This is a genomic window from Streptomyces sp. JLYT201, from assembly GCF_059448825.1.
Window position 1 is genome coordinate 5,275,517 of sequence record NZ_CM182551.1, and the last position, 23,451, is coordinate 5,298,967.

Below are 23,451 nucleotides of genomic sequence, written 5' to 3' on the forward strand. Positions count from 1 at the left end.
TTCCCTTGACTGGTACAGCACGCACTGGCCACGGGGGTTGATGGAGGGCGCGTCAGGCGGCGCGCCCGTGAGACAGAGGACAAGGGGCCGCAGCATCATGGCTGGACTCGACACATCCGGGTCGAACCCCGACGTCAGCCTGCTCTACGACATCAACGGCCTGGCGAAGGACTCCCCGGGCTTCGTCGCCCGCACCATGGAGTTCATCGGCGAGTACGGGCTGCTCGTCGCCCTGGTGCTGCTCGTCCTCTGGTGCTGGTGGGGCGCCCGCAAGCGCGGCACGCTCGACGACGCGGCCGGCTCCGTCGCCGCCGTCGTCTGGGCCCCGCTCGCCGCCGCCATCGCCGTCCTCGTGAACGTGCCGATACGGAACTTCGTGGAGCGCCCGCGCCCCTTCAGGGACCACCAGGGCCTGGAAGTCCTGGTCGACGGCAAGAACGACTACTCGTTCGTGAGCGACCACGCGACGCTCGCCATGGCCATCGGCGTCGGCCTCTTCGTCGCCCACCGCAAGTTCGGCATCGCCGGGATCGCCCTGGCCGCCCTGGAGGGCTTCTGCCGCGTCTTCATGGGCGTGCACTACCCCACCGACGTGATCGGCGGCTTCGCCCTCGGCACGGCCGTGACGCTGCTGCTCTCGCCCCTTGCGATGGCACTGCTCACGCCCGTCACCAAGGCGATCGGGCGCTCCGGGAGGGCCGCCCGTCTGGTGTGGGCCCCGCACCGCGGCGCCCGGCCGGTCGCCACCCTGCCGGAGCAGGAGGCCGCGGGATCCGACGAGAAGGGCCTCGCCGCGTAGAGGCGCCGGGCGCCACGAGCCGGGCGCGCCCCGCCCGCCCCCCGCGGCGGCGCAGCAGCCACACGCCGGTGCCGCCCGAGAGCGCGCCCGCCACGGCCATGCGTATCCGGGTACGTGTCATGCCCCCAGGGCAGCCGTCCCGCGTCGGCCGGGCCACCCGGGGGCGGCCCGGGCGGGGCCGAACGGGTGCAGGCCGGGGCCGTCGGAGTGGCCCGGTGCGGGCCCCGCGAGGGCCTACAGCGGCTGCGGGGCCCTACAGGGCCTGCGGGAAGCTGAAGAAGCGCGTCGGGTCGTAGGCCTTCTTGACCTTCTTCAGGCGGGGCGCCGCCTGACCGTAGTACGCCTCGCGCCAGTTGGTGAGGGTCGCGTCCGTGTAGTTCTGGTACGCCGCGCCCGAGGCGTGGCGCCGCATCGCGCCGTGGGCCCCCTTGAGCCAGCCCTGGGCGCCGGTGCCGGAGGTGCCCGCGCGCCAGGAGGCGATGTACTGGGCGAGCATCCGGGAGCGGCGGTGCACGAACGCCGTGGCCGTCGGGTCCACGCGGTTGATGGCGCCGCCGAGCGCGGTCAGGGCGATGCTGCCCGCGGTGCCGCGCTCGCCGCGCACGTGCTCGATCTGGCCGAGCAGCGCGCGGATCCCGGCGGCGGAGAGCGAGCGGTCGAAGAAGTCCGAGCGGGCCGCGTACGTCTCCCGGCCGAGCGCGCCCGTCGGGGTGCGGCCCGGAGTGGTGCCCGGCAGATGGCACTGGGCGTCCGTCGCGAACGACGAGCAGCCCGCGTACACCTCCATGGCCTCCTCGTAGCCGCGGCGCTTCAGGGAGACGCTGCGGGCCGGGGCGCCCACCTTGTCGGCGAGGCGGTCGACGGCGTTCTGCAGTCCGCCGTACGTGCCGAGCGAGAAGGCCGCGACGGAGACGGTGGGGGTCCCGCCGGGCACGGCCGCGAGGTGCAGCGACGACCAGATCTCGTCCGGCTGCGAGGGCCCCCACTCCTGCCAGGCCTTCACCACGGCGGCGGCCTTCGCCCACGGCCAGGTGAGGTACGCGGAGACCGCCTGCGGGGCCGGGTGGGTGCGGAACGTCAGCTCGGTGACGACGCCGAACTGGCCGTTGCCCGCGCCGCGCAGCGCCCAGAACAGGTCCTTGTGCTCGGACTTGTCGGCCCTGATGAGCTTCCCCGCGGCGGTGACGAGGGTCGCGGAGGTGAGGCTGTCACAGGTCAGGCCGTAGGCGCGGGAGACGACGCCGTGGCCGCCGCCGAGGGTCAGACCGCTGATGCCGACCGTCGGGCAGGAGCCCGCGGGGATGGTGACGCCCTTCGCGGCGAGGGCGCGGTAGACGTCGATGAGCTTCGCGCCGCCGCCGATGGTGGCGGTGGAGCCCGAGACGCGGGTGCGGTTGAGGCGCGACACGTCGAGGATCAGCCGGCCGGTGCCGGAGGACCAGCCCGCGTACGAATGGCCGCCGTTGCGGACCGCCACGGGGACGTCGTGGGCGCGGGCGTAGGCCAGGGTGGTGCGGATGTCGTCGGGGTGCGCGACGTACGCGACGGCGGTCGGCTTCAGGTGGTCGAAGCGGGTGTTGTACAGCTGACGGGCCGTCGCCCAGTGGGCCTCGTCCGGACGGACCAGGGAGCCGTCCAGGTCACGGGCGAGCGCGGTGAGGTTGGCGGCCGCGGACGCGGCGGCCGTCCTGATCGGCGTGGTGGCCGTGGAAGCCGTCGCGGACCCCGCCGTGCCGCTCGCCGAGGCGCTGCCGCTCGCCCCGCCCGTGCCGCCGCTCCCGCCGCTGCAGGCGGCCGTCCCGGCCGCCGCGACGGCGGCGGCCGCCGCCCCTATGAACGTACGCCGTGCCAGCCGTTCCATGAGCCCTCCCGTTGCTTTCCCGCACAACGAGACGACAGCGGGGGCCGGGGGGTTCCGGTGAAACGGCGGTACGGGACCGGGCGTTCAGAGCGTCTCGCTGTGGGCGGCGGCGTCGGCACGGGCCTTGCTGCGGGCACGACGCGCGGGGCCCCGCCAGCCACAGCTGCACCGGGCGGCGCAGAAGCGTCCGTTCTCGACGGTGGTCGTACGGTGCGGCGGTTCGGGGGAATGCGACTCGGGCACGGCCCCTACGGTACGCCGGAAGAGTGAACGCGCTCGCGCGTGACAACACCCCGTACCGGTCGTTATGGGGAACACAGGGGGCTCGACCCGGTGGCCGTCGCACGGCGACCGCCGACGCGCGGAAAGGCTTGGGGGTCGGCAGGGCGATGGGGCAGCAGCACAGGCACACGGGCACGGCGGCCGTCGCGGCCGCGGTGGGTCTCATGACGCTCGCCACGGGCTGTTCGGGCGGCGGTGCCGCGGCCAGCGACGACCCCGCCAAGGAGGTGCGGGACGCCGCCGACGCGCTGGTGCGCGCGGGCAGCTCCCGGGCGCGTACGTCCATGGAGATGGCCAGCGGCGGCACCCGGGTGACCGTGCGGGGCCAGGGGACGTACGACTACCGGCGGCGACAGGGGCGGTTCGACGTCGTGCTGCCGCAGGACCCGGCGGACCGCGGCCGGCGCAGGCCGCCCGTCACGGAGCTGATGACGGGCGGGGACCTCTACATGAAGAACCGCGGCGCCGGGGTGCCCGCCGGCAAGTGGGTGCGCGTCGACACGGCCTCCCTGTCCGACGGCAACCTCGTCACGGGCGGCGCCACCGATCCGCTCGTCGCCGCGGAACTGCTGCGCGGGGCGCGCCAGGTGACGTACGTGCGCGCGACGCGCGTCGACGGCGTCGCGGTGCGGCACTACCGGGGCGTGGCCGAGCTGGCGGGCGCGGTGGCCGGGGCGTCCGCGCCGTATCGGGAGGCGCTGCGGGCGGCGGTGGCGAAAGGGTTCAGCAAGGGCGGTGTTCCGTTCGACGCCTACCTCGACGAGCAGGGGCGGCTGCGCAAGCTGCGCCACCGGTTCCAGGTGGCCAACGCGGAGGTCGCCTCGACGGTGTCGCTGTACGGGTTCGGGGCGCCGGTGCGGGTGCGGCTGCCGCCGGAGAAGGACATCTACGCCGGGAAGATCGCCGAGCGGTAGCAGCCGGGCGCGCGCCCCGGCGGGGTGCCGGGCGGTGGCCGCATATCGATGGCCGATAGTCGCAATATGGTCCGTCCGTGCCATGCGCGGTACGTAGGCCGCTCCCTACTCTAGGAAGCCGGTACCGGCACAACCGTGGTCAGGAAGGGGTGGTGAACGTGGCTCTGGTGCGCGGCACGGCGGTTCAGGACCACGTTGCCCTCGCCGAGATCGAGCTGTGCGGCGAACTGATCATCGCGGCCTCCGCCGCACATGGTGAGCGGCTCAGTGCGGACCGGATCGACGAGGTGCTTCGAGTCTCCGACGCCCAGCAGGACGACGGGCCGTACCCGGCCCCGGGGACGTAGCTCCCCCGCTCGCACGCGCGGGGGCCCCGGGCGGGCGCTCAGGCAGGCCTCCGGGGCCCCCGCGCCGGAGGGGGAGCGTGGCCCCGGCCGGGGCCACTGTCCGGCGCGCCGCACGGCGTCAGGTGCGGAGCATGCGGGCGATCGCCTTCGTGGCCTCCTCGACCTTCGCGTCGATCTCGTCGCCGCCCTTGACGGCCGCGTCCGCGACGCAGTGCCGCAGGTGCTCCTCAAGGAGCTGCAGGGCGAAGGACTGGAGGGCCTTCGTGCCGGCCGAGACCTGGGTGAGTATGTCGATGCAGTAGACGTCCTCCTCGACCATGCGCTGCAGGCCGCGGATCTGCCCCTCGATGCGGCGCAGCCGCTTGAGGTGCTCGTCCTTCTGCTTGTGGTACCCGTGCGTCTGGTGCCCCGCGTGGTCCGCCGTCTGCGCGGAGCCGGAGGGCGCGTCGGTGGTCGTGGCCGCCGCGGCCGCCTCTGTGGTCGTCATCGCGTCCTCCTGTGCATACCCCTACTGGGTATAGGGTACTTGATTTCTCGGGTGGTGTGCTGATCACTGTGCCTGATGGGCGACACTGGGGTATGGCCGGTTAGCCGTGGCCAGATGATGCGCCTAGCATCAGCCTGACCGCATCCAAAGCACCCCGAGGACCCCACGTGCGATTTCGTCTGACCCCCAGGGAGACGAGCTTCTACGACATGTTCGCCGCATCCGCGGACAACATCGTCACGGGCTCGAAGCTCCTGATGGAACTGCTCGGGGCCGACGCCTCGGCCCGAGCCGAGATCGCAGAGCGTATGCGGGCCGCGGAACACGCGGGGGACGACGCGACGCATGCGATCTTCCACCAGCTGAACTCCTCGTTCATCACGCCGTTCGACCGCGAGGACATCTACTCCCTCGCGTCCTCGCTCGACGACATCATGGACTTCATGGAGGAGGCCGTCGACCTGGTCGTCCTGTACCAGGTCGAGGAGCTCCCCAAGGGCGTCGAGCAGCAGATCGAGGTCCTCGCCCGGGCCGCCGAGCTGACGGCCGAGGCCATGCCGCACCTGCGCACCATGGACAACCTCACCGAATACTGGATCGAGGTCAACCGCCTGGAGAACCAGGCCGACCAGATCCACCGCAAGCTGCTCGCCCACCTCTTCAACGGCAAGTACGACGCCATCGAGGTGCTGAAGCTCAAGCAGATCGTGGACGTCCTCGAAGAGGCCGCCGACGCGTTCGAGCACGTGGCGAACACTGTGGAGACCATCGCGGTCAAGGAGTCCTGAGTACCTTCATGGACACCTTCGCTCTGATCGTGACCATCGGCGTCGCGCTCGGCTTCACGTACACGAACGGCTTTCACGACTCCGCGAACGCCATCGCCACCTCCGTCTCCACCCGTGCCCTGACACCTCGCGCGGCGCTCGCCATGGCCGCGGTGATGAACCTGGCCGGTGCCTTCCTGGGCAGCGGGATCGCCAAGACGGTCAGCGAGGGCCTGATCGAGACGCCGCACGGCACCAAGGGGATGTGGATCCTCTTCGCCGGTCTGGTCGGCGCGATCGTGTGGAACCTCGTCACCTGGTACTTCGGTCTCCCCTCGTCCTCCTCGCACGCGCTCTTCGGCGGTCTCGTGGGGGCCGCGCTCGCCGGGGGCATCGGGGTCATCTGGTCCGGCGTCGTCGAGAAGATCGTCATCCCGATGTTCCTGTCGCCGATCGTCGGTCTCGTGGCGGGCTACCTCGTCATGTGCGCGATCATGTGGATGTTCCGCAAGGCCAATCCGCACAAGGCCAAGCGGGGCTTCCGGATCGCCCAGACCGTGTCGGCCGCCGGCATGGCGCTCGGGCACGGCCTTCAGGACGCGCAGAAGACCATGGGCATCGTGGTGATGGCGCTCGTCATCGCCGACGTCGAGAACCCGGGCGACCCGATCCCGGTCTGGGTGAAGATCTCCTGCGCGGTGATGCTGTCCCTCGGCACGTACGCCGGTGGCTGGCGGATCATGCGGACGCTCGGGCGGAAGATCATCGAGCTGGACCCGCCGCAGGGCTTCGCCGCGGAGACCACGGGCGCGGGGATCATGTTCACCACCGCCTTCATGTTCCACGCGCCGATCTCCACGACGCATGTGATCACCTCGGCGATCATGGGTGTGGGCGCCACGAAGCGCGTCAACGCCGTGCGCTGGGGCGTCGCCAAGAACATCATCCTCGGCTGGTTCATCACGATGCCCGCCGCCGCGATCGTCGCCGCCGTCAGCTTCTGGATCGTGAACCTGGCGTTCCTGTAGTTCCGTCCGTTCGTCCTCGCCGTGCCGCACGAGCACGCGGGCCCGCCCCCGGGAGCCAGGGGCGGGCCCTTTTGCGTTCCCCGCGGTGGCACCGCCATGCAGCACCGCGGGGAGTCGGGGCGGCCTAGCCGAAGCGGCCGGAGATGTAGTCCTCGGTGGCCTGGACGGACGGGTTGGAGAAGATCCGCTCGGTGTCGTCGATCTCGACGAGCTTGCCGGGCTGGCCGACCGCCGCGAGGTTGAAGAACGCCGTGCGGTCCGAGACACGGGCCGCCTGCTGCATGTTGTGCGTCACGATGACGATCGTGAAGCGCTCCTTCAGCTCGCCGATCAGGTCCTCGATGGCGAGGGTGGAGATCGGGTCGAGGGCCGAGCAGGGCTCGTCCATGAGCAGGACCTGCGGCTCCACCGCGATCGCCCGGGCGATGCACAGGCGCTGCTGCTGACCGCCGGAGAGGCCGGAGCCGGGCTTGTTCAGGCGGTCCTTGACCTCGTTCCAGAGGTTGGCGCCCTTGAGGGACTTCTCGACGACGTCGTTCAGCTCGGACTTCTTGTACGAGCCGTTGAGCTTCAGGCCCGCCGCCACGTTGTCGTAGATCGACATCGTGGGGAACGGGTTCGGGCGCTGGAAGACCATGCCGATGGTGCGGCGGACGTTCACGGGGTCGACGCCCGAGCCGTACAGGTCGTCGCCGTCCAGGAGGACCTTGCCCTCCACGCGGCCGCCGGGCGTGACCTCGTGCATGCGGTTCAGGGTGCGCAGGAACGTGGACTTGCCGCAGCCGGAGGGGCCGATGAAGGCCGTCACCGAGCGGGGCTCGACGGTCATGGAGATGTCTTCGATCGCCTTGTGCGAGCCGTAGAAGGCGTTGAGGCCCGAGACGTCGATTCGCTTGGCCATGGGGATCACTGCTTTCGAGAGGGGCACTGCGGGTGGTCGCTTATGGCCGCGTCAGCGACCGGTCTTCGGGGCCTTCCAGCGGGCGATGCCGCGGGCCACGAGATTGAGGATCATGATGAAGGCGATCAGGGCGAGGGCCGCCGCCCAGGCACGGTCGTAACCGGCGTTCGTGCCGGACGCGTACTGCTGGTAGATGTACAGCGGCAGCGAGCCCTGGGGGCCGTCGAACGGGTTCGTGTTGATGAAGGGGTTCGTCCACACGAGCAGCAGCACGGGGGCGGTCTCGCCCGCGATGCGGGCCACCGCCAGCATGACGCCGGTCGTGATGCCGCCGATCGCGGTCGGCAGGACCACCTTCAGGATGGTGCGCCACTTCGGTACGCCGAGGGCGAGCGACGCCTCGCGCAGCTCGTTCGGGACGAGCTTCAGCATCTCCTCGGTGGAGCGCACGACCACCGGCATCATCAGGATCGACAGCGCCATGGCGCCGGCCCAGCCGGAGAAGTCGAAGCCCAGGATCAGGATCCAGAAGCTGAGGACGAACAGGCCCGCGACGATGGACGGGATGCCCGTCATCACGTCGACGAAGAAGGTGACGGCCTTGGCGAGCTTGCCCCGCCCGTACTCGACGAGGTAGATCGCGGTGAGCAGACCGATCGGCACGGCGATCAGGCAGGCGAGCCCGACCTGCTCCAGGGTGCCGATGAGGGCGTGGTAGATGCCGCCCCCGGCCTCGTCGTCGGCGACGACGCCCATCGAGTGGGTCAGGAAGTACCCGTTGAGGACCTCGGTGCCGCGCTGGACGGTCTCGTAGATGAGCGAGGCCAGCGGCACGACGGCCAGCAGGAACATGACCCACACCACCGAGGTGGCGAGGCGGTCCTTGGCCTGGCGGGTGCCTTCCACCCGGGCCGCGAGGGCGTAGGAGACGCCGACGAACAGCAGCGCCGCGATCAGGCCCCACTGGATGCGGGAGCTCAGGTCCGCCGCGAGGCCGACGGCGCCGGCCACGGCGAGCGAGCCGGCCGCGACGACGAAGGGCGTCCAGCGGGGCAGGCGCGCGGACTTCAGGCCGGCGGGGGCGGGCGTGACGGTCGTGGTGCTCATGCGTTGGCCCCCGAGTACTCCTTGCGGCGGGCGATGATCAGCCGGGCCGCGCCGTTGACAAGGAGAGTGATGACGAAGAGGACGAGACCGGAGGCGATGAGGGCGTCGCGGCCGTACTCGCTGGCCTCGCTGAACTTGCTGGCGATGTTCTGCGCGAACGTGCCGCCGCCGTAGTCGAGTACGGACGCCTGGATCACGAAGGTCGGGGAGAGCACGGTGGCCACGGCGATCGTCTCGCCGAGCGCGCGGCCGAGGCCCAGCATCGAGGCGGAGATGATGCCGGAGCGGCCGAAGGGGAGCACCGACATGCGGATGACCTCCCAGCGCGTGGCGCCGAGGGCGAGCGCGGCCTCCTCGTGCATCTTCGGGACCTGGAGGAAGACCTCGCGGCTCACGTTGGTGATGATCGGCAGGATCATGATCGCGAGCAGGATGCCGACGGTCATGAGGGAGCGCGGGGCGCCGCCCTCGTACTCGAAGATGCCGGTCCAGCCGAAGTAGTCGTCGAGCCAGCTGTAGAGGCCGGTGAGGTTCGGGGCGACCACGAGGGCGCCCCACAGGCCGTACACGATCGACGGCACGGCGGCCAGCAGGTCGATCACGAAGGCGATGGGGGCGGCCAGCTTGCGCGGCGCGTAGTGCGAGATGAACAGCGCGATGCCGATGGCCACGGGCACGGCGATGACGAGAGCGATGATCGAGCTCACGATGGTGCCGAAGACCAGGACGGCGATGCCGAAGTAGGGCTTGCCGTCGTGCAGGGAGCCTGCGGGGTCCCACTCGAAGGTGGTGAGGAAGTTGCCCTCGTTGTCCGCGAGCGCGATGGACGCGCGGTAGGCGAGGAAGGCCGCGACGGCGGCCATGATCAGCAGCAGCGTGATCCCGGAGCCCCGCGAGAGCGCGAGGAAGATCCGGTCACCGGGGCGGGTGGCGCCGCGTGCGGCGCGCTTCTGCTCGGCGGTCGTCGGCTTGGCGTCCTCGACGTGCGAGGGCGGGGGAGGTGTGTCGGTGGGTATGTCCATGGGGTTCTCCGGTCTGCGGAGCCGGCCGTGCGGCGGGCGCGGGCGGCTCCAGGCGGCGGTGCACCGGACGGCGCGGCCCGCCGGTCAGGCGGGCCGCGCGCAGGTTCAGCTCAGGCCCTTGACGGTCTCGCGGACCTTGGTGATGATCTCGGCCGGCATCGGCGCGTAGGACTCGTCCTTGAGCACGGACTGGCCGTCCTCGCTGGCGATGTAGTTCAGGAAGGACTTCGTGGTGGCGAGGGTGTCCTTGTTGTTGTTCTTCTCGCAGACGATCTCGTACGTGACCAGGATGATCGGGTACGCGCCCTCGGCCGTGGGCTTGTAGTTCAGCTCCATGGCGAGGTCCTTGCCCTTGCCGACGACCTTGGCCTCGGAGATGGCCTTGGAGGCGTTGTCGACGGTGGCCTTGACCGGCTCCTTGGCGTCCGTCTTGATGTCGACGGTCTTGATGCCTTCCTTGGCGTACGACAGCTCCATGTAGGAGATGGCGCCCTCGGTCTGCTTCACCTGCTGGGCGACGCCGGAGGAGCCGCTCGCGGACTGGCCGCCCTTGGCCGCCCAGATCTTCGCGGGCTCGTGCGGCCAGGCGGAGGGCGCGGCGCCCTTCAGGTACTTGGTGAAGTTGTCCGTGGTGCCGGACTCGTCGGAGCGGTGGAAGGCCTGGATCTTGGTGCTGGGGAGCTTGGCGTCGGGGTTGAGCTTCTTGATCGCCTTGTCGTCCCAGGTCTTGATCTTGTCGTTGAAGATGTCGGCGACGGTCTTGGCGTCCAGGGTCAGGCTGTCGACGCCCGGGACGTTGTAGCCGATCGCGATCGGGCCGCCGACCAGCGGCAGGTCGATGGCCTGGCTGTCCTTGCAGACCTTCTTCGACTTGGCGATCTCCTCCGGCTTCAGGGCCGAGTCGGAGCCCGCGAAGGCGGTCTGACCCTGGAGGAAGGAGGTGATGCCGGCGCCGGAGCCGTCGGGCTTGTACTGCAGCTGCACGTCCTTGCAGGCCGCGCGGTACTGCTTGACCCAGGCGTCGATCGCGCCCTTCTGCGCGGACGAGCCGGAGGCCATGAGCTGGCCCTTGGCGCCCTCGCAGTCGATGTTGCTGTTGGCGGTGGTCTTCTTGCCGCCGTTGCTGCTGCCGTCGTCGTCCGAGCCGCACGCCGTGAGGGCCAGGGCGCCGGAGACGGCGAGAGCACCGAGGGTGAGGGCCCGCCGGTTCATGCGCTGAAGCTTCACTTTCGGGAGTTCCTTCCGGGAGCCGCCGGCCGTGGGGCTGGCCTGTCGTGGCGGCGTGCGAAGTGGTTCGGGTGGCCATGGTGGCCGGTGGTTCGAGCGCGCGGAGCGGAGGCGGTCTGACGATCTCGCCGCGCTTCGCGTAAGGCCGAAATTAGGCAGAACAGGTGAAGCCGCCGATGGCCGTAAGTGAACGAGCGGTGAACCTACGCGGACTTTGTGGTGAGGTCACGGGCTGATTACATCGACAGGCGCGTGAAAGATTTGTCAGGCGCGCATGTGTCGGCGCACGCGGGGTAGTGCACGCTCCCGCTGAGGGCGGAGCCGCAGGTGGCGGCGGGGTCAGGGAGCCCCGGGGGTGTGCGGGGCCGCAAGGAAGGCGTCGAGGAGCTCGCGGTCGCGGAGCTGGGTGAGACGGGCGCGGGCCTCGTGCGGCGCCAGCCAGCGGATGCGGTCGACCTCGCGGCCGGGCCGGAAATGGCCGTCAGCGGCCTCGGCGGACCAGTAGTCGACGCACTTGGGGCGGCCGCCCACGGTGTAGTGGGCCGAGGGCAGCGGCGGGCCGGGCACGCAGCGGTGGCCCGTCTCCTCCTCGACCTCGCGCAGGGCACAGGCGAGCGGGGTCTCGCCGGGCTTGAGCTTGCCCTTCGGATGGGACCAGTCGTCGTACTTGGGCCGGTGGACCAGGCAGATCTCCAGGCCCTCCGGGACGGTGCGGCGGCGCCACAGGACGCAGCCCGCCGCCCTGATCGGCTCCGGCGTCGGCAGTGCTGTCACGGGGCGCCCTCCCTCAGGTCGTCACGGTGCCGTGACCGCCTCCCGCAGCCACGCCTGCTGGAACGCGAACCTCGCCGCCTCCACCTCGTGGCGCTGGTCGGCGTGCAGGACGCCGAGCGCGTACGCCGTGGCCGGGGCGATGCGGGGGGTGCGCGCCGCCGAGGCCGCCGCGGCGGCGGCCTCGGCCGCCTCGCGGTGGCGGTTCAGGGCCGCGCCCGCCGCCGCGAGCCGGGCGTCCGGCGGGGCGGCGCCGAGGAGGACCTCCTGGGCGTAGCGGTGCAGCCGCAGCAGGGAGCGGACCTTCAGCCAGGGTGCGTCCTGGGCCTCCGGGGCCGTGTCCGCGGCCAGGCCGTGGACGAGGGCCTCGGCGTTGTACGGGTGGCCCGCGCGGAGCAGCGGCAGCGCGGCGACCGCCTCCATGAGGTGGGCCTCGGCCAGGGCGGCCAGGGGTTTCAGATCCGTGTCCGGGGCCGGGCGCAGGGGCACGTCGCTGGCCATGACGGCGACGCTGTCGGCGACCGCGTGGAAGCGGGACGAGCCGAAGGCCTGGAGCGCGGCGGAGTGGGCCCGGGTGCGGGCCAGGGTCAGCTGCCGCTCCAGGAGGGCGGCGGCCTTGGCGGCGCCCACGGCGAGCTGGCCCGCGGGCTTCCTGGTGCCCTGTCTGGCCCGCGCCTCGCCGGTGCGGGGCGCGGGGGGCTGGGCCCACCCTTCCCCGGGCTCCCGGCTTCGCTCGGGCAGGGGGTCCCCCACGCGTCCGGCGGGCACGGCCGGGGCCGGGGTCGACAGGCGGTGGAGCGCGCCCAGGAGCCGGTCCAGGCGTGCCGCGTAGGCGTGCTCGCGCGCCAGCGTGCCCGAGAGCCAGGCCAGCTCCGGCCGGAGCCCCTCCGTCCACTCCTGGTCCAGGAGGGGCCGGAACGTGTGCAGCGTGGCGCCCACGCGGCGCGCGGCGCCCCGTAGCGAGCGGGCCGCGGCGAGCGACTCCTCGGCCCCCTGCGCGTCCGTGGAGGACTCGCGGTGCAGCCGCAGCGAGCGGAGGAACTCGGTCGCCTGGTCCTGCAGGTAGACCGACAGGGCCTCGCCCGCCGTCATCTCATGGTGTTGCTGTGCCACGCCGGCGCCTCCGGGCGTCTATGAGCATCTCCTGTACGTTCCGCAGGGGCTGGCCTTCCGGGTCCGTGGCGTGCCGCGTCCAGTTGCCGTCCGCCCCCAGGTGCCACGAGGCCGTGGTGTCCGACATGCCGGTCTCGAGGAGCCGGTTGAGGGTGGCCCGGTGGGCCGGGGCCATGACCCTCACCATCGCCTCGATGCGGCGGTCGAGATTGCGGTGCATCATGTCGGCGCTGCCGAACCACACCTCCGGTTCGCCGCCGTTGCCGAAGGCGAAGACCCGGGAGTGCTCCAGGAAGCGACCGAGCACGGAGCGCACGCGTATGTTCTCGGACAGCCCCGCGACGCCCGGCCGCACCGCACAGATGCCCCGCACCCACACGTCGACGGTGACGCCCGCCTGCGAGGCGCGGTACAGCGCGTCGATGACGGCCTCGTCGACGATCGAGTTGACCTTGATGCGGACGTAGGCGGGGCGGCCCGCGCGGTGGTGCTGGACCTCCCGGTTGATGCGGGTGATCAGGCCGTCGCGCAGCGAGCGCGGGGCCACGAGCAGGCGGCGGTAGGTCTCGCGGCGCGAGTAGCCCGAGAGCCGGTTGAACAGGTCCGAGAGGTCCGCGCCGACTTCCTGGTTGGCCGTGAGCAGGCCCAGGTCCTCGTACAGGCGGGCGGTCTTGGGGTGGTAGTTGCCGGTGCCCACGTGCGAGTAGCGCACCAGCTGGTCGCCCTCCTGGCGGACGACGAGCGACAGCTTGCAGTGGGTCTTCAGGCCGACCAGGCCGTAGACGACGTGGCAGCCCGCCTCCTCCAGCTTGCGGGCCCACTTGATGTTGGCCTGCTCGTCGAAGCGGGCCTTGATCTCGACCAGGACGAGGACCTGCTTGCCGGACTCGGCGGCGTCGATGAGCGCGTCCACTATCGGCGAGTCGCCGGAGGTGCGGTACAGGGTCTGCTTGATGGCGAGCACGTTCTCGTCGGCGGCGGCCTGTTCCAGGAAGGCCTGCACGGACGTGGAGAACGAGTCGTAGGGGTGGTGCAGGAGCACGTCGTGGCCGCCGCGCAGCGCGGCGAAGATGTCGGGCGCGGACGCCGACTCGACCTCGGCGAGGTCCCGGTGGGTGCCCGCGACGAACTTGGGGTACTTCAGCTCGGGCCGGTCCAGGCCCGCGATGGCGAACAGGCCGGTGAGGTCGAGCGGGCCCGGCAGCGGGTACACCTCGGCCTCGCTGATCTTCAGCTCGCGCACGAGCAGGTCGAGGACGTCCTTGTCGATGGACTCCTCGACCTCCAGGCGCACCGGCGGCCCGAAGCGGCGCCGCATGAGTTCCTTCTCCAGGGCCTGGAGCAGGTTCTCCGCGTCGTCCTCTTCCACCTCCAGGTCCTCGTTCCGGGTGAGCCGGAACATGTGGTGCTCCCGGATGTTCATCCCCGGGAACAGCTCCTGGAGGTGCTTGGGCGCGGCGATGACGTCCTCGATGGGGACGTAGCGCTGCGGCGAGGCCTCCAGGAAGCGGGACAGGAGCGGCGGGACCTTGACGCGGGCGAAGTGCTCGTGGCCGCTGACCGGGTTCTCGATCACCACGGCGAGGTTCAGGGACAGGCCCGAGATGTACGGGAAGGGGTGCGCGGGGTCCACGGCCAGGGGAGTGAGCACCGGGAAGATGCGCTGCATGAACAGCGTGTAGAGCCGGGACTGCTCCTTGTCGGTGAGCTCGTGCCAGCGCACCACGTGGATGCCCTCGTCGGCGAGGGCGGGGGCGACCTCTTCCTGGTAGCAGGCGGCGTGCCGGGCCATGAGCTCGCGGGAGCGGTTCCAGATGAGCTCCAGGACCTCGCGGGGCTGGAGGCCGGAGGCCGAGCGGGTGGCGACGCCGGTCGCGATGCGGCGCTTGAGGCCCGCGACCCGCACCATGAAGAACTCGTCCAGGTTCGAGGCGAAGATCGCCAGGAAGTTCGCCCGTTCCAGGAGCGGCGTTGTGGGGTCCTCGGCGAGCTCCAGGACGCGTTCGTTGAAGGCGAGCCAGCTGCGCTCCCGGTCCAGGAAGCGGCCCTGCGGCAGCGCGGCGCCGCCGTGGCCCGCCTGGGCGTCCTCGTCGTACGCGTCGAGGTCGGCGTCGAGGTCCGGATCGAGGTCGGAGACGGCGGCCGCGACCGTGTGCGGCCGGTGCGCGGCGAGGGCGCCGACGGAGGGCTGGGCGTGCCGGACGCCGTCGGCGTCGGGGCTCGTGACTTCGGTCTGCGCGGTGGGCTCGCTCATGGTCTTATTCTTCCGCGCGACACCCCCGGTGGGCGCGCCGGAGAGCGCGGGCGCGGGACGGACCCGGCCGTTGTGGCGCGCGCGGTCCTGCGCCGGTTCGGGCGCGGTGGGGGGCTGCATTGCCTGAGCGTCGCAAGCCTGTCTGAATCATTGGTTACGCCGACATGACGCCTGGGAGTGCGCATGGGGACTCCCAGGCGTCCACGCGGCGCCCGCGGCCAGGGGTTCGCTGCCGCGCTGTCCGCCAAGTGACGCCGAACGCCGCGGTGTTGCGCGCGCGGCCGGGCTACGACTCCGTGCGGTACATCAGGTCCGTCTCGTGGGTGCTGAAGCCGAGGCGCTCGTAGACGTTCACCGCCGCCTTGTTGTCGGCGTCCACGTACAGCATCGCCGTGGGCAGGCCGGCGGCGGCCAGGTGGCGCAGGCCGATCGCGGTGAGGGCCTTGCCGAGGCCGCCGCCCTGGGCGCCCGGCCGCACCCCGAGGACGTAGACCTCGCCGAGCCGCTCCGCCGCGTGGGTCTTCGTCCAGTGGAAGCCGATCAGTTCGGCACCGGCGTCGGCACCGGCACCGGCGTCCGTGACGCGCTCGGCGAGGAAGAACCCGGCCGGGTCGAACCACGGCTCCGCCTTGCGGTCGTCGAGGTCCCGCTGCGTCAGGGAGCCCTGCTCCGGGTGGTGCGCGAAGGCCTCCGCGTTCACCGCGAGCCATGCCGCGTCGTCCGTACCGGGGACGAAGGTCCGCACGCGCACGCCCTCGGGCAGCGTCGGCTCGGCGAGGTCGAGGCCGTCGAGGGACCGCCGCATCTGGCGCAGCTCGCGGAACAGGGTCAGGCCGAGCACCTGCGCGAGGTGCCGGGCGGCGGAGTGCCCGCCGTGCGCCCACACCCGCAGCCGCCTGCCGGACTCCGCGAGCAGCGCGGTGCCCAGCGCCCGCCCGTGCCCGTGGCCGCGCCGCGCCGGGTGCACCACCAGCTCGGCGGCCGGGGCCTCCACCGGGTCGGTGTCCTCCAGCTGCGCGTAGCCCACGAGTTCGCCGTCGACCGTCAGGAGCAGATGGCGCACGCCCTCCCGGGCGCCCCCGCGCAGCTGGAGCCGCCCCTGCTCGGACACGGCCTGCTGTCCGTCGGTGCGCGCGGCGTCCGCGAGGAGCGCGAGCACGGCGGTGGCCTGATCGTCCGTGAGCACGTCGTACGTGTCGATCCGGCGGAGGGTGGCGGGGGTCCTTGCGGGCGTCTCGTCTGTCATGGATCCGAGGGTAAGTCGAAGGGCGGCGGCGGCACGACAGCGCCCGGGCGACGGTGAATGGCTATCAGGCTGTAACCACCGGGACTCTGTTGCGCTACGCGCGTTGACCATAGGCTTCCGCACGGCCCCAGTCGTCCACACACCCCAGGGGAACACGTGTCAGCCACATCCCAGCCACGCAGGCAAAGGCGCCGAGCCGCCCGGGTGCTCGCCCTCACGGCGGGCCTCGCCACCGTCGGCGCGCTCGCCGCCGCGCTGCCCGCCGCCGCGGGCCAGGAGCAGGGTCAGGACCGGATGGCGGCCGCGGGTCACCACGGCCAGAAGCGCACGGTCGATGTGCAGCTGCTCTCCTTCAACGACTTCCACGGCAACCTCCAGGCGCCCGCGGGCTCCTCGGGCCAGGTCACCGAGAAGCAGCCGGACGGCACGGAGAAGAAGATCGACGCGGGCGGCGCCGAGTATCTGGCGACCTCCCTGCGCACGGCCCGCGAGGGCCACCCGTACTCGATCACCGCGGCGGCCGGTGACCTCATAGGCGCGAGCCCGCTGCTCTCCGGGCTCTTCCACGACGAGCCCAGCGTCGAGGCCCTGAACAAGATGGACCTCGACGTCTCCAGCGTCGGCAACCACGAGTTCGACGAGGGCGCCGAGGAACTGTCCCGCATCCAGAACGGCGGCTGTCACCCCAAGGACGGCTGCTACGAGAAGGACGAGCGCGGCAGGGCCAAGAAGTTCAAGGGCGCCGACTTCCCCTACCTCACGGCGAACGTGACGAAGGAGAAGACCGGCAAGTCCCTCCTCAAGCCCTACTTCGTGTGGAAGCACAAGGGCGTGAAGATCGGCTTCATCGGTCTGACCCTGGAGGGCACCCCCGACATCGTCTCGGCCGACGGCATCAAGGGCCTGAAGTTCCACGACGAGGTCGAGACGATCAACAAGTACGCGAAGGTCCTCGACAAGCAGGGCGTGAAGTCGATCGTCACGCTCATCCACGAGGGCGGCTCCCCGGCCAGCCAGGCCTACAACTACGACTGCGACTCGCCGGGCGCGGGCGACGGCATCTCAGGACCGATCGCCGCGATCGCCAAGAACGCCTCGCCCAAGGTCGACGCGTTCGTCACCGGCCACACGCACCAGGCGTACGTCTGCACCATCCCCGACCCGGCGGGCAAGCCGCGCATGGTCACGTCGGCGTCCTCGTACGGCAAGCTCTACACCGACACCACGCTGACGTACGACCGCAAGACCAAGGACATCGTGCGCACCGGCGTGAAGTCCGCCAACCACGTCGTCAGCCGCACCCAGCCCAAGGCCGCCGACATGACGCGCCTGATCGACCGCTGGAACGAGCTGGCCGCGCCCATCGCCAACAAGCCCGTCGGCTACATCTCCGGCGACATCCCCGGCCGCGGCGCCGGGACGCCCGAGTCGCCGCTCGGCGACCTCATCGCCGACGCCCAGCTCGCACACGCCAAGTCCCTGGACCCGAAGGCCGCCGTGGCCCTGATGAACCCGGGCGGCATCCGCTCCGACCTCGTCCACAAGGCGAGCGGCAGCGAGGGCGACGGCGTGGTGACGTACGGCGAGGCGTTCACCGTGCAGCCCTTCGCCAACACCGTGAACCTCGTCGACCTCACCGGCGCGCAGCTCCTGACCGCCCTGCGCCAGCAGGTCAGCGGCCCGAACGAGGCCTCGCCGAAGATCCTCCAGATCTCCGAGGGGCTCACGTACACGCTGGACATGACGAAGAGGGGCGCGGACCGGATCGTCGCCGACTCCGTGAAGCTGAACGGGCAGCCGCTGGACGCGAGCGCCACCTACCGCGTCGCCCTGAACTCCTTCCTCGCGGGCGGCGGCGACGGCTTCGCCGAGCTGGGCAAGGGCACGAAGCCGCTGGTCGGCGCGGACGACCTGAAGGCGCTCAACGACTACTTCGCCGCGAACTCCTCGGCGGCCAAGCCGATCGCGCCGCCGAAGGCGGACCGGATCACGGTCGTGAAGTAGCGCCCGCGCGATAGCGGTTGTGAAGTAGCTCTCCGGAGCGAAGCTTGGGGTGGGGTGTGAACGTATGGTGAGATCGAGCGATGCGTTCCCCCCACCGCATGGTCACAACAACCGATAGCAATTCCCCCCAAACCCCCATATCCGAGGCCGCGTCCCGGCCGAATCCCTACGAAGAGCTGGCCGAACTCGCGCCGAATCCGCTGGACGACTTCCTCGCGGAAGACAGCGGACCCGCCGAGGACGAGCCCTGGTCGCCCCCCAACCACCGGCGCGGCAGCCGTCGCCGTCGCAACCGGTTCGCCGGGCTTCCGTTCCTCGCCAAGACCCTCGTCGCGCTCGCCGTCGGCGCCGCCTTCCTCGTCCTCGCCGACCGCTGGGCGCTCCTGTACGCCGAACACGAGGCCGCCGACAAGCTGAAGGACCAGCTGAACCTCAGCGCGGCGCCCGAGGTCGACATCGAGGGCTTCCCCTTCCTCACCCAGGTCCTTGACCAGCGCCTCGACCAGGTCGAGGTCACCGTCCCCGACGTCGCCGCCGACCGCGTCTCGCTCGCGAAGGTCTCCGCGACCGCGACGGACGTGACCCTCAAGGGCGACGGGCCCACCTCCCTCACCGGTGCCCTCATCGACAAGATGCACGGCGAGGTGCTGCTCTCCTTCGACGACATGAACCGTGAACTCGGCGCCTCGCAAGTCACGTTCACCGGGCACGGCCGCGACCAGGTCCTCGCGCGCGGCACCCTGCCCGTCGCCGGGCACGACGTGAAGGTGCGCGCCGACGCCCACATCGAGCGCGTCGGCCGGCGGGGCGTGGCCACGGACATCGACCGGATGCGGCTCGACATCGGCGACCTGGCGACGTACCGGCCCGGTGCGCGGCCCTCCGAAGGGCTGCATCTGAGCCGGAAGTCCGCGGCCCGGGTGGCCAGTGAGTCGGGCCGGGCCAAGGCGCTCCTCGCGGTGCCCACGATCGCCCACCGCCTCGGGCTGCCCGACGCGGTGGTGCGCGAGGCGCTGCGCAGCGACGCGAAGCTCAACGACCTCACCGGGTCGCCGCGGTTCGTCGACGACGTGATGCGCCTGAACCTCCTGGACGTGGCCATGGAGCACCCCGAGCTGCTCCGGCGGCTCGGCCTCGACCCCGCCCTCCTCAAGGGCCTCGACGGCCTCACCCGGCCCGTCCTCGTCGACCGTCTGTCGCTCGCCTTCCAGCTGCCGGAGCTGCCGGGGCAGGGGGCGGTGGGGCTGCGCGACGTGACGGTGCGCCGGGACGGGATCCGGGCGGAGGTGGAGGGCTACGGCATCGGCTTCGGCTAGCCGAGGTGCGACGGCCGTCCGGCGGCGCTTCAGCCGAGGCGCAGGACCGGGCCCGGGAAGGCCGCCCGGAGCCTTCGGTCGTGGCTGACCACGATCACCGTGCCCGCGTACGCCGCGAGGGCCGCCTCCAGCTCCTCCACCAGGGCCGGGGCCAGGTGGTTCGTCGGCTCGTCGAGCAGCAGCAGGTCGTACGGCTCGCTGACCAGGCGGGCCAGTTCGAGCCGCCGCCGCTGCCCGGTGGACAGGTCGCGCACGGGCCGGGTCAGGTCCCGCTCCGCGAAGAGGCCGAGCGCGAGCAGCTCGTCCGCGCGGCCGGCGCCGAACGCGTCGAGCACCGAGCGGGTCTCGCCGGGCCGGGCCGACGGCTCCTCGGCCTGGCGCAGCAGCCCGGCCCGCGCGGGCCTGCGCACCGTGGCGCCCGGTTCGGGCTCGAGCTCGCCCGCGAGCACGCGCAGGAGCGTGGACTTGCCCGCGCCGTTGGGTCCGGTGACCAGCAGACGCCCGCCCGCGGGCACGTGCAGGGAGTCGAGCGCGAGCCGCCCCGGCACGCGCACGTCGGCGAGCTCGACGGCACGGTCCGCGGCCCCGGCGATGGCCGCGGTGAACCGCAGGGGCTCGGCCGGGCGGGGCGCGGGGTGCGCGGCGAGCCGCGCGAGGCGCTCGCGCGCGTCGCGGATGCGGCTCATCGCGCCGTGCGCCCGCGACCGGGCGCGGAAGGCCCCCGCGCCGCTGAACGCCGCCGGTGCCTTGCGCGGAATCGCGTCGAGCCGCCCGATGTGGGAGTCGGCGAGGCGCGACTGGCGGTCCACCTCGGCGCGCCACTGGTCGTACTCCCGCTGCTTCCGGGCCCGTTCGGCGGCCTTGGCGGTCAGATGGCCCGCGTAGCCGTTGCCGTAGCGGCGCACGGAACGTGTCTCATGGTCGACCTCCAGGATGGTGTCGGTGACGCGGTCGAGGAACGTCCGGTCGTGGGTGACGGCGACGAGCGTGCCCCGGTGGGCGCGCAGCCGCTCCTCCAGCCAGGCCACGGCCTCGTCGTCGAGGTCGTTGGTGGGCTCGTCGAGCAGCAGCAGCTCGGGCGCGGCGGCGAGCGTGGCGGCCAGGGCGAGACGGGAGCGCTGCCCGCCGGAGAGCGTGCCGAGCCGCCGCGCGCGGTCCAGGGCGGTGTGCTCGCCCAGGTGCCGCAGGGCGACGTCGACGCGCCGGTCCGCGCCGTGGCCGCCGCGGGCCTCGAACTCCTCGACGAGCGCGGCGTACTCCTCGTACGAGGACGGTGCGCGCTCGTCGAGCCGGGCCCCGGCGGCCTCGATGCGCCGCTCCAGGGCGCGGAGTTCGGCCAGGGCGAGGTCGACGGCGTCGCCGACGCGGGCCGAGCCCGGCAGGTCGAGGGTCTGCGTGAGGTGCCCGACGCCGCCCGGTGCGAGAACGGTCACCGTGCCGTTGTCCGGCTGCTCCACCTGGGCGAGCAGCCGCAGGAGGGTGGACTTGCCGGAGCCGTTGTCCCCGATGACCCCGGCCTTCTCGCCCGGCCGGACGCTGAACGAGACGCGGTCGAGCACCACGTGGTCCGGATAGCGCTTGGTGACGTCGGTGAGCGTGAGCTGCGAGGCGGCGGTGCGGGCTGCGGGTGCTGCGGGTGCAGGGAGCAAATGAGGCTTCTTCCGTGGACGACAGAATCGATGAGCCGAGCAGAAGAGACGATACGTCCCGTCTCGACAACGACCTCACCGTAGCGCCCGCGCGCCGATATGGCAAGACGCTACGTCTCGTCAGCTGTCCGTGCGGGCGTCAGGCGCGGCAGGCGGCGGCATGGGCGCGCCGGGGAGCGTGATGGTCGCCACCGTGCCCGTGGTGGGCGCCGGGCCCAGGGTCACCTCGCCGCCCGACTGGCGGACCGTGCGGGCCACGATGGACAGGCCGAGGCCGGAGCCGGGCAGGCTGCGGGCGGTGGGGGAGCGCCAGAAGCGGTCGAAGACATAGGGCAGTTCGTCCGGCGGAATGCCGGGGCCGTGGTCCCGCACGGTCAGGACGCCCTGCTTCAGGGCGACCTCGATGGCCGTGCCCGCGGGGCCGAACTTCACCGCGTTGTCCAGGACGTTCACGATGGCCCGCTCCAGGGCGGGCGGCTCCGCGCGGACGTACCACGGCGTGAGGTCCGCCTCGAAGGTCAGCTCCGGGCCGCGCAGCCGGGCCCGCCGCAACGCCGTGTCCACGACCTCGTGCAGGGCGACGACCTGCACCTTGCTCTCGCCCGCCGCGTCCGGGCGCGACAGCTCCTGGAGGTCGCCGATGAGCGAGGCGAGCTCCGTCATCTGCGCCGTGACCGACGCGAGCAGCGCCTTGCGGTCGTCGGGCGGGATGGCGCGGCCGGTCTCCTCGCTGCGGGCCAGGAGCTCGATGTTCGTACGCAGCGACGTGAGCGGCGTGCGCAGCTCGTGCCCCGCGTCGGCGATCAGCTGCTGCTGGAGGTCGCGGGACGAGGCCAGGGCCGACGTCATCGCGTTGAACGACCGGGAGAGCCGGGCGATCTCGTCGTCGCTCGCCCCGTCCGTCGGGATGCGCAGACCCAGGTCCTCGGTACGGGCCACGTGCTCCACGGCGGCCGTCAGCTCGTCCACCGGGCGCAGACCGGTACGCGCGACCCACAGGCCCGCGGCACCCGCCCCGACGACACCCACGCCCGCCACCAGGGACAGCACCAGGACGAGGTTGCTCAGGGTGTCCTGGACCTCGTCGAGGGGGCGGGCGATGGAGACCGCGAGGGGCTGCCCGGGCATCGGGTACGTGTAGACCCGGTACTTCTTGCCGTCCGAGGTGGTGGCGTCGTGGAACGCCTCGTCGCGCTCGCGCAGCGCGACCTCGGTGTCCGACTTCTTGAGCTCCAGCGTGATGCTCGGCCGCCCCACGACGATGCACGCGTTGCCGTCCTGGTCGACCACCTGGATGACCTGCTGGTACAGGTCCGGCGAGTCGGGCCGCCCGATGGTCGCGCGCCCGCACCGTCCGCTGGAGTCGATCAGGTTGCGCACCTGGTCGTCGAGAGTGGCGGTGCGGCGCTCGCTCAGCGCGTCGTCCAGCGAGCTGACCAGCACGTTGCGCACCACGAACCAGCACGCCACCGCGGCCGCGGCGACCGCGAGCGCCACCGCCGCCGTCACGAGCAGCGCGAGCCGCGAGCGCAGCGGCAGCGCCTTCAGCCGGCTCGGCAGGCCCCTCACTCGCGGCCGCCGGTCCCCGCGGCGTCCGCGCGCAGTACGTACCCCACGCCCCGCACCGTGTGCACCAGGCGCGGCTCGCCGCCGCTCTCGGTCTTGCGGCGCAGGTACATGACGTACACGTCGAGGGAGTTGGACGACGGCTCGAAGTCGAAGCCCCACACCGCCTTCAGGATCTGCTCCCGGGTGAGCACCTGGCGCGGGTGCGCGAGGAACATCTCCAGGAGCGTGAACTCCGTGCGGGTCAGCTCCACGGTGCGCGTGCCGCGCGTCACCTCGCGCGTGGCGAGGTCCATCCGCAGATCGGCGAAGGCGAGCACGTCGCTCTCCGTCGCCTGCCCGGCGGCCGCCGCGTACGAGCTGCGCCGCAGCAGGGCGCGGATGCGGGCGAAGAGCTCGTCCAGCTCGAAGGGCTTGACCAGGTAGTCGTCCGCACCGGCGTCCAGGCCCGAGACGCGGTCGCCGACCGTGTCGCGGGCGGTGAGCATCAGGATCGGCGTCGTGGAGCCGGTGGCGCGGAGCCTGCGGGCGGCCGTCAGGCCGTCCATGCGGGGCATCTGGATGTCGAGCACGACGAGGTCGGGGCGGTACGCGGCCGCCTTCTCCAGGGCGTCCGCGCCGTCCACGGCGACCTCGGTGCCGTAGCCCTCGAAGGCGAGGCTGCGTTGGAGCGCCTCGCGTACGGCGGGCTCGTCGTCCACGATCAGGATCCGCTGCGGGTCGCCTTCGGCGGGGCTCATGGGTGTTCGTCTTCCTCGGGGTGTACGGGGCGGTCGGGGCCGGTATCAGC

General features: G+C 71.9%; 21 protein-coding genes. 7 read left to right on the forward strand and 14 right to left on the reverse strand.

Features of this window, described 5'->3' with window-relative positions; genetic code table 11:
• Window positions 1-97: 97 nt before the first annotated feature.
• Window positions 98-799 (forward strand): phosphatase PAP2 family protein, encoded by a 702-nt coding sequence (locus tag AC5WAM_RS22000; protein WP_366791158.1) that lies wholly within the window; start codon window positions 98-100, stop codon window positions 797-799.
• A 253-nt stretch (window positions 800-1,052) separates the two neighbouring features.
• On the opposite strand, the gene AC5WAM_RS22005 is transcribed toward AC5WAM_RS22000, so the two are convergent.
• Both AC5WAM_RS22005 and AC5WAM_RS22010 read right to left on the reverse strand, forming a co-directional pair.
• On the reverse strand, window positions 1,053-2,651 hold the full coding sequence (locus AC5WAM_RS22005; RefSeq protein ID WP_495523630.1) for an FAD-binding oxidoreductase: 1,599 nt from the start codon (window positions 2,649-2,651) through the stop codon (window positions 1,053-1,055).
• A 93-nt stretch (window positions 2,652-2,744) separates the two neighbouring features.
• Window positions 2,745-2,903 carry a hypothetical protein gene (locus AC5WAM_RS22010; protein ID WP_172386853.1) on the reverse strand — a complete coding sequence of 53 codons (159 nt, stop codon included), beginning with the start codon at window positions 2,901-2,903 and terminating at the stop codon, window positions 2,745-2,747.
• 146 nt (window positions 2,904-3,049) lie between these two features.
• Here AC5WAM_RS22010 and AC5WAM_RS22015 point away from each other — a divergent pair, with 146 nt between their 5' ends.
• Window positions 3,050-3,856 (forward strand): SCO4651 family lipoprotein, encoded by an 807-nt coding sequence (locus AC5WAM_RS22015; RefSeq protein ID WP_495518560.1) that lies wholly within the window; start codon window positions 3,050-3,052, stop codon window positions 3,854-3,856.
• Window positions 3,857-4,014: 158 nt separating this feature from the next.
• Window positions 4,015-4,203 (forward strand): hypothetical protein, encoded by a 189-nt coding sequence (locus tag AC5WAM_RS22020; protein ID WP_366791310.1) that lies wholly within the window; start codon window positions 4,015-4,017, stop codon window positions 4,201-4,203.
• A 118-nt stretch (window positions 4,204-4,321) separates the two neighbouring features.
• On the opposite strand, the gene AC5WAM_RS22025 is transcribed toward AC5WAM_RS22020, so the two are convergent.
• The gene (locus AC5WAM_RS22025) at window positions 4,322-4,690 is read right to left on the reverse strand and encodes a metal-sensitive transcriptional regulator (RefSeq protein WP_138960491.1); all 369 of its coding nucleotides are present in this window, start codon (window positions 4,688-4,690) and stop codon (window positions 4,322-4,324) included.
• Window positions 4,691-4,857: 167 nt separating this feature from the next.
• Between AC5WAM_RS22025 and AC5WAM_RS22030 the strand changes: the two genes are divergently transcribed.
• Together AC5WAM_RS22030 and AC5WAM_RS22035 are read left to right on the forward strand one after the other, a co-directional pair.
• Window positions 4,858-5,478: a DUF47 domain-containing protein gene (locus AC5WAM_RS22030; RefSeq protein ID WP_016644813.1), complete on the forward strand. Its 621-nt coding sequence runs from the start codon at window positions 4,858-4,860 to the stop codon at window positions 5,476-5,478.
• 8 nt (window positions 5,479-5,486) lie between these two features.
• Window positions 5,487-6,485, forward strand: a complete 999-nt coding sequence (locus AC5WAM_RS22035) for an inorganic phosphate transporter (protein ID WP_138960490.1) — start codon at window positions 5,487-5,489, stop codon at window positions 6,483-6,485.
• Between the two features lie 124 nt (window positions 6,486-6,609).
• Here the strand turns inward: AC5WAM_RS22035 and pstB are convergent, their stop codons facing one another.
• From pstB to mshD, 8 genes are all read right to left on the reverse strand, one after another.
• On the reverse strand, window positions 6,610-7,386 hold the full coding sequence (gene pstB / locus AC5WAM_RS22040; protein WP_138960489.1) for a phosphate ABC transporter ATP-binding protein PstB: 777 nt from the start codon (window positions 7,384-7,386) through the stop codon (window positions 6,610-6,612).
• A 51-nt stretch (window positions 7,387-7,437) separates the two neighbouring features.
• Window positions 7,438-8,493 (reverse strand): phosphate ABC transporter permease PstA, encoded by a 1,056-nt coding sequence (gene pstA, locus AC5WAM_RS22045; RefSeq protein WP_366791160.1) that lies wholly within the window; start codon window positions 8,491-8,493, stop codon window positions 7,438-7,440.
• A complete protein-coding gene (gene pstC, locus AC5WAM_RS22050; RefSeq protein ID WP_366791161.1) occupies window positions 8,490-9,515 on the reverse strand; it encodes a phosphate ABC transporter permease subunit PstC in 1,026 nt (341 codons plus the stop codon). Before pstC ends, pstA begins: the two co-directional genes overlap by 4 nt.
• 105 nt (window positions 9,516-9,620) lie before the next feature.
• Window positions 9,621-10,742, reverse strand: coding sequence for a phosphate ABC transporter substrate-binding protein PstS (pstS, locus tag AC5WAM_RS22055; protein ID WP_366791162.1), 1,122 nt, complete (start codon window positions 10,740-10,742; stop codon window positions 9,621-9,623).
• A gap of 339 nt (window positions 10,743-11,081) precedes the next feature.
• Window positions 11,082-11,516: an NUDIX hydrolase gene (locus tag AC5WAM_RS22060; RefSeq protein ID WP_495518561.1), complete on the reverse strand. Its 435-nt coding sequence runs from the start codon at window positions 11,514-11,516 to the stop codon at window positions 11,082-11,084.
• Window positions 11,517-11,537: 21 nt separating this feature from the next.
• Window positions 11,538-12,626 (reverse strand): CHAD domain-containing protein, encoded by a 1,089-nt coding sequence (locus AC5WAM_RS22065; RefSeq protein ID WP_495518562.1) that lies wholly within the window; start codon window positions 12,624-12,626, stop codon window positions 11,538-11,540.
• Complete coding sequence (locus tag AC5WAM_RS22070) at window positions 12,607-14,880, reverse strand: RNA degradosome polyphosphate kinase (RefSeq protein WP_138960486.1); 2,274 nt, start codon at window positions 14,878-14,880, stop codon at window positions 12,607-12,609. Before AC5WAM_RS22070 ends, AC5WAM_RS22065 begins: the two co-directional genes overlap by 20 nt.
• A 286-nt stretch (window positions 14,881-15,166) precedes the next feature.
• Entirely contained in the window at window positions 15,167-16,126 is a 960-nt protein-coding gene (mshD, locus tag AC5WAM_RS22075; protein WP_366791163.1) for a mycothiol synthase, read from the reverse strand.
• A gap of 156 nt (window positions 16,127-16,282) precedes the next feature.
• Here mshD and AC5WAM_RS22080 point away from each other — a divergent pair, with 156 nt between their 5' ends.
• Window positions 16,283-18,130, forward strand: a complete 1,848-nt coding sequence (locus AC5WAM_RS22080) for a bifunctional metallophosphatase/5'-nucleotidase (protein ID WP_495518563.1) — start codon at window positions 16,283-16,285, stop codon at window positions 18,128-18,130.
• Between the two features lie 80 nt (window positions 18,131-18,210).
• Window positions 18,211-19,446, forward strand: coding sequence for an LmeA family phospholipid-binding protein (locus AC5WAM_RS22085; protein ID WP_495518564.1), 1,236 nt, complete (start codon window positions 18,211-18,213; stop codon window positions 19,444-19,446).
• A gap of 29 nt (window positions 19,447-19,475) precedes the next feature.
• Here the strand turns inward: AC5WAM_RS22085 and abc-f are convergent, their stop codons facing one another.
• The 3 genes from abc-f to AC5WAM_RS22100 form a co-directional block, all read right to left on the reverse strand.
• Window positions 19,476-21,095, reverse strand: a complete 1,620-nt coding sequence (gene abc-f / locus AC5WAM_RS22090; protein WP_495518565.1) for a ribosomal protection-like ABC-F family protein — start codon at window positions 21,093-21,095, stop codon at window positions 19,476-19,478.
• A gap of 120 nt (window positions 21,096-21,215) precedes the next feature.
• Entirely contained in the window at window positions 21,216-22,664 is a 1,449-nt protein-coding gene (locus AC5WAM_RS22095) for an ATP-binding protein (RefSeq protein WP_495518566.1), read from the reverse strand.
• Window positions 22,661-23,401 (reverse strand): response regulator transcription factor, encoded by a 741-nt coding sequence (locus tag AC5WAM_RS22100; RefSeq protein WP_366791168.1) that lies wholly within the window; start codon window positions 23,399-23,401, stop codon window positions 22,661-22,663. The genes AC5WAM_RS22095 and AC5WAM_RS22100 overlap by 4 nt, the downstream gene beginning before the upstream one ends.
• Window positions 23,402-23,451 lie beyond the last annotated feature (50 nt).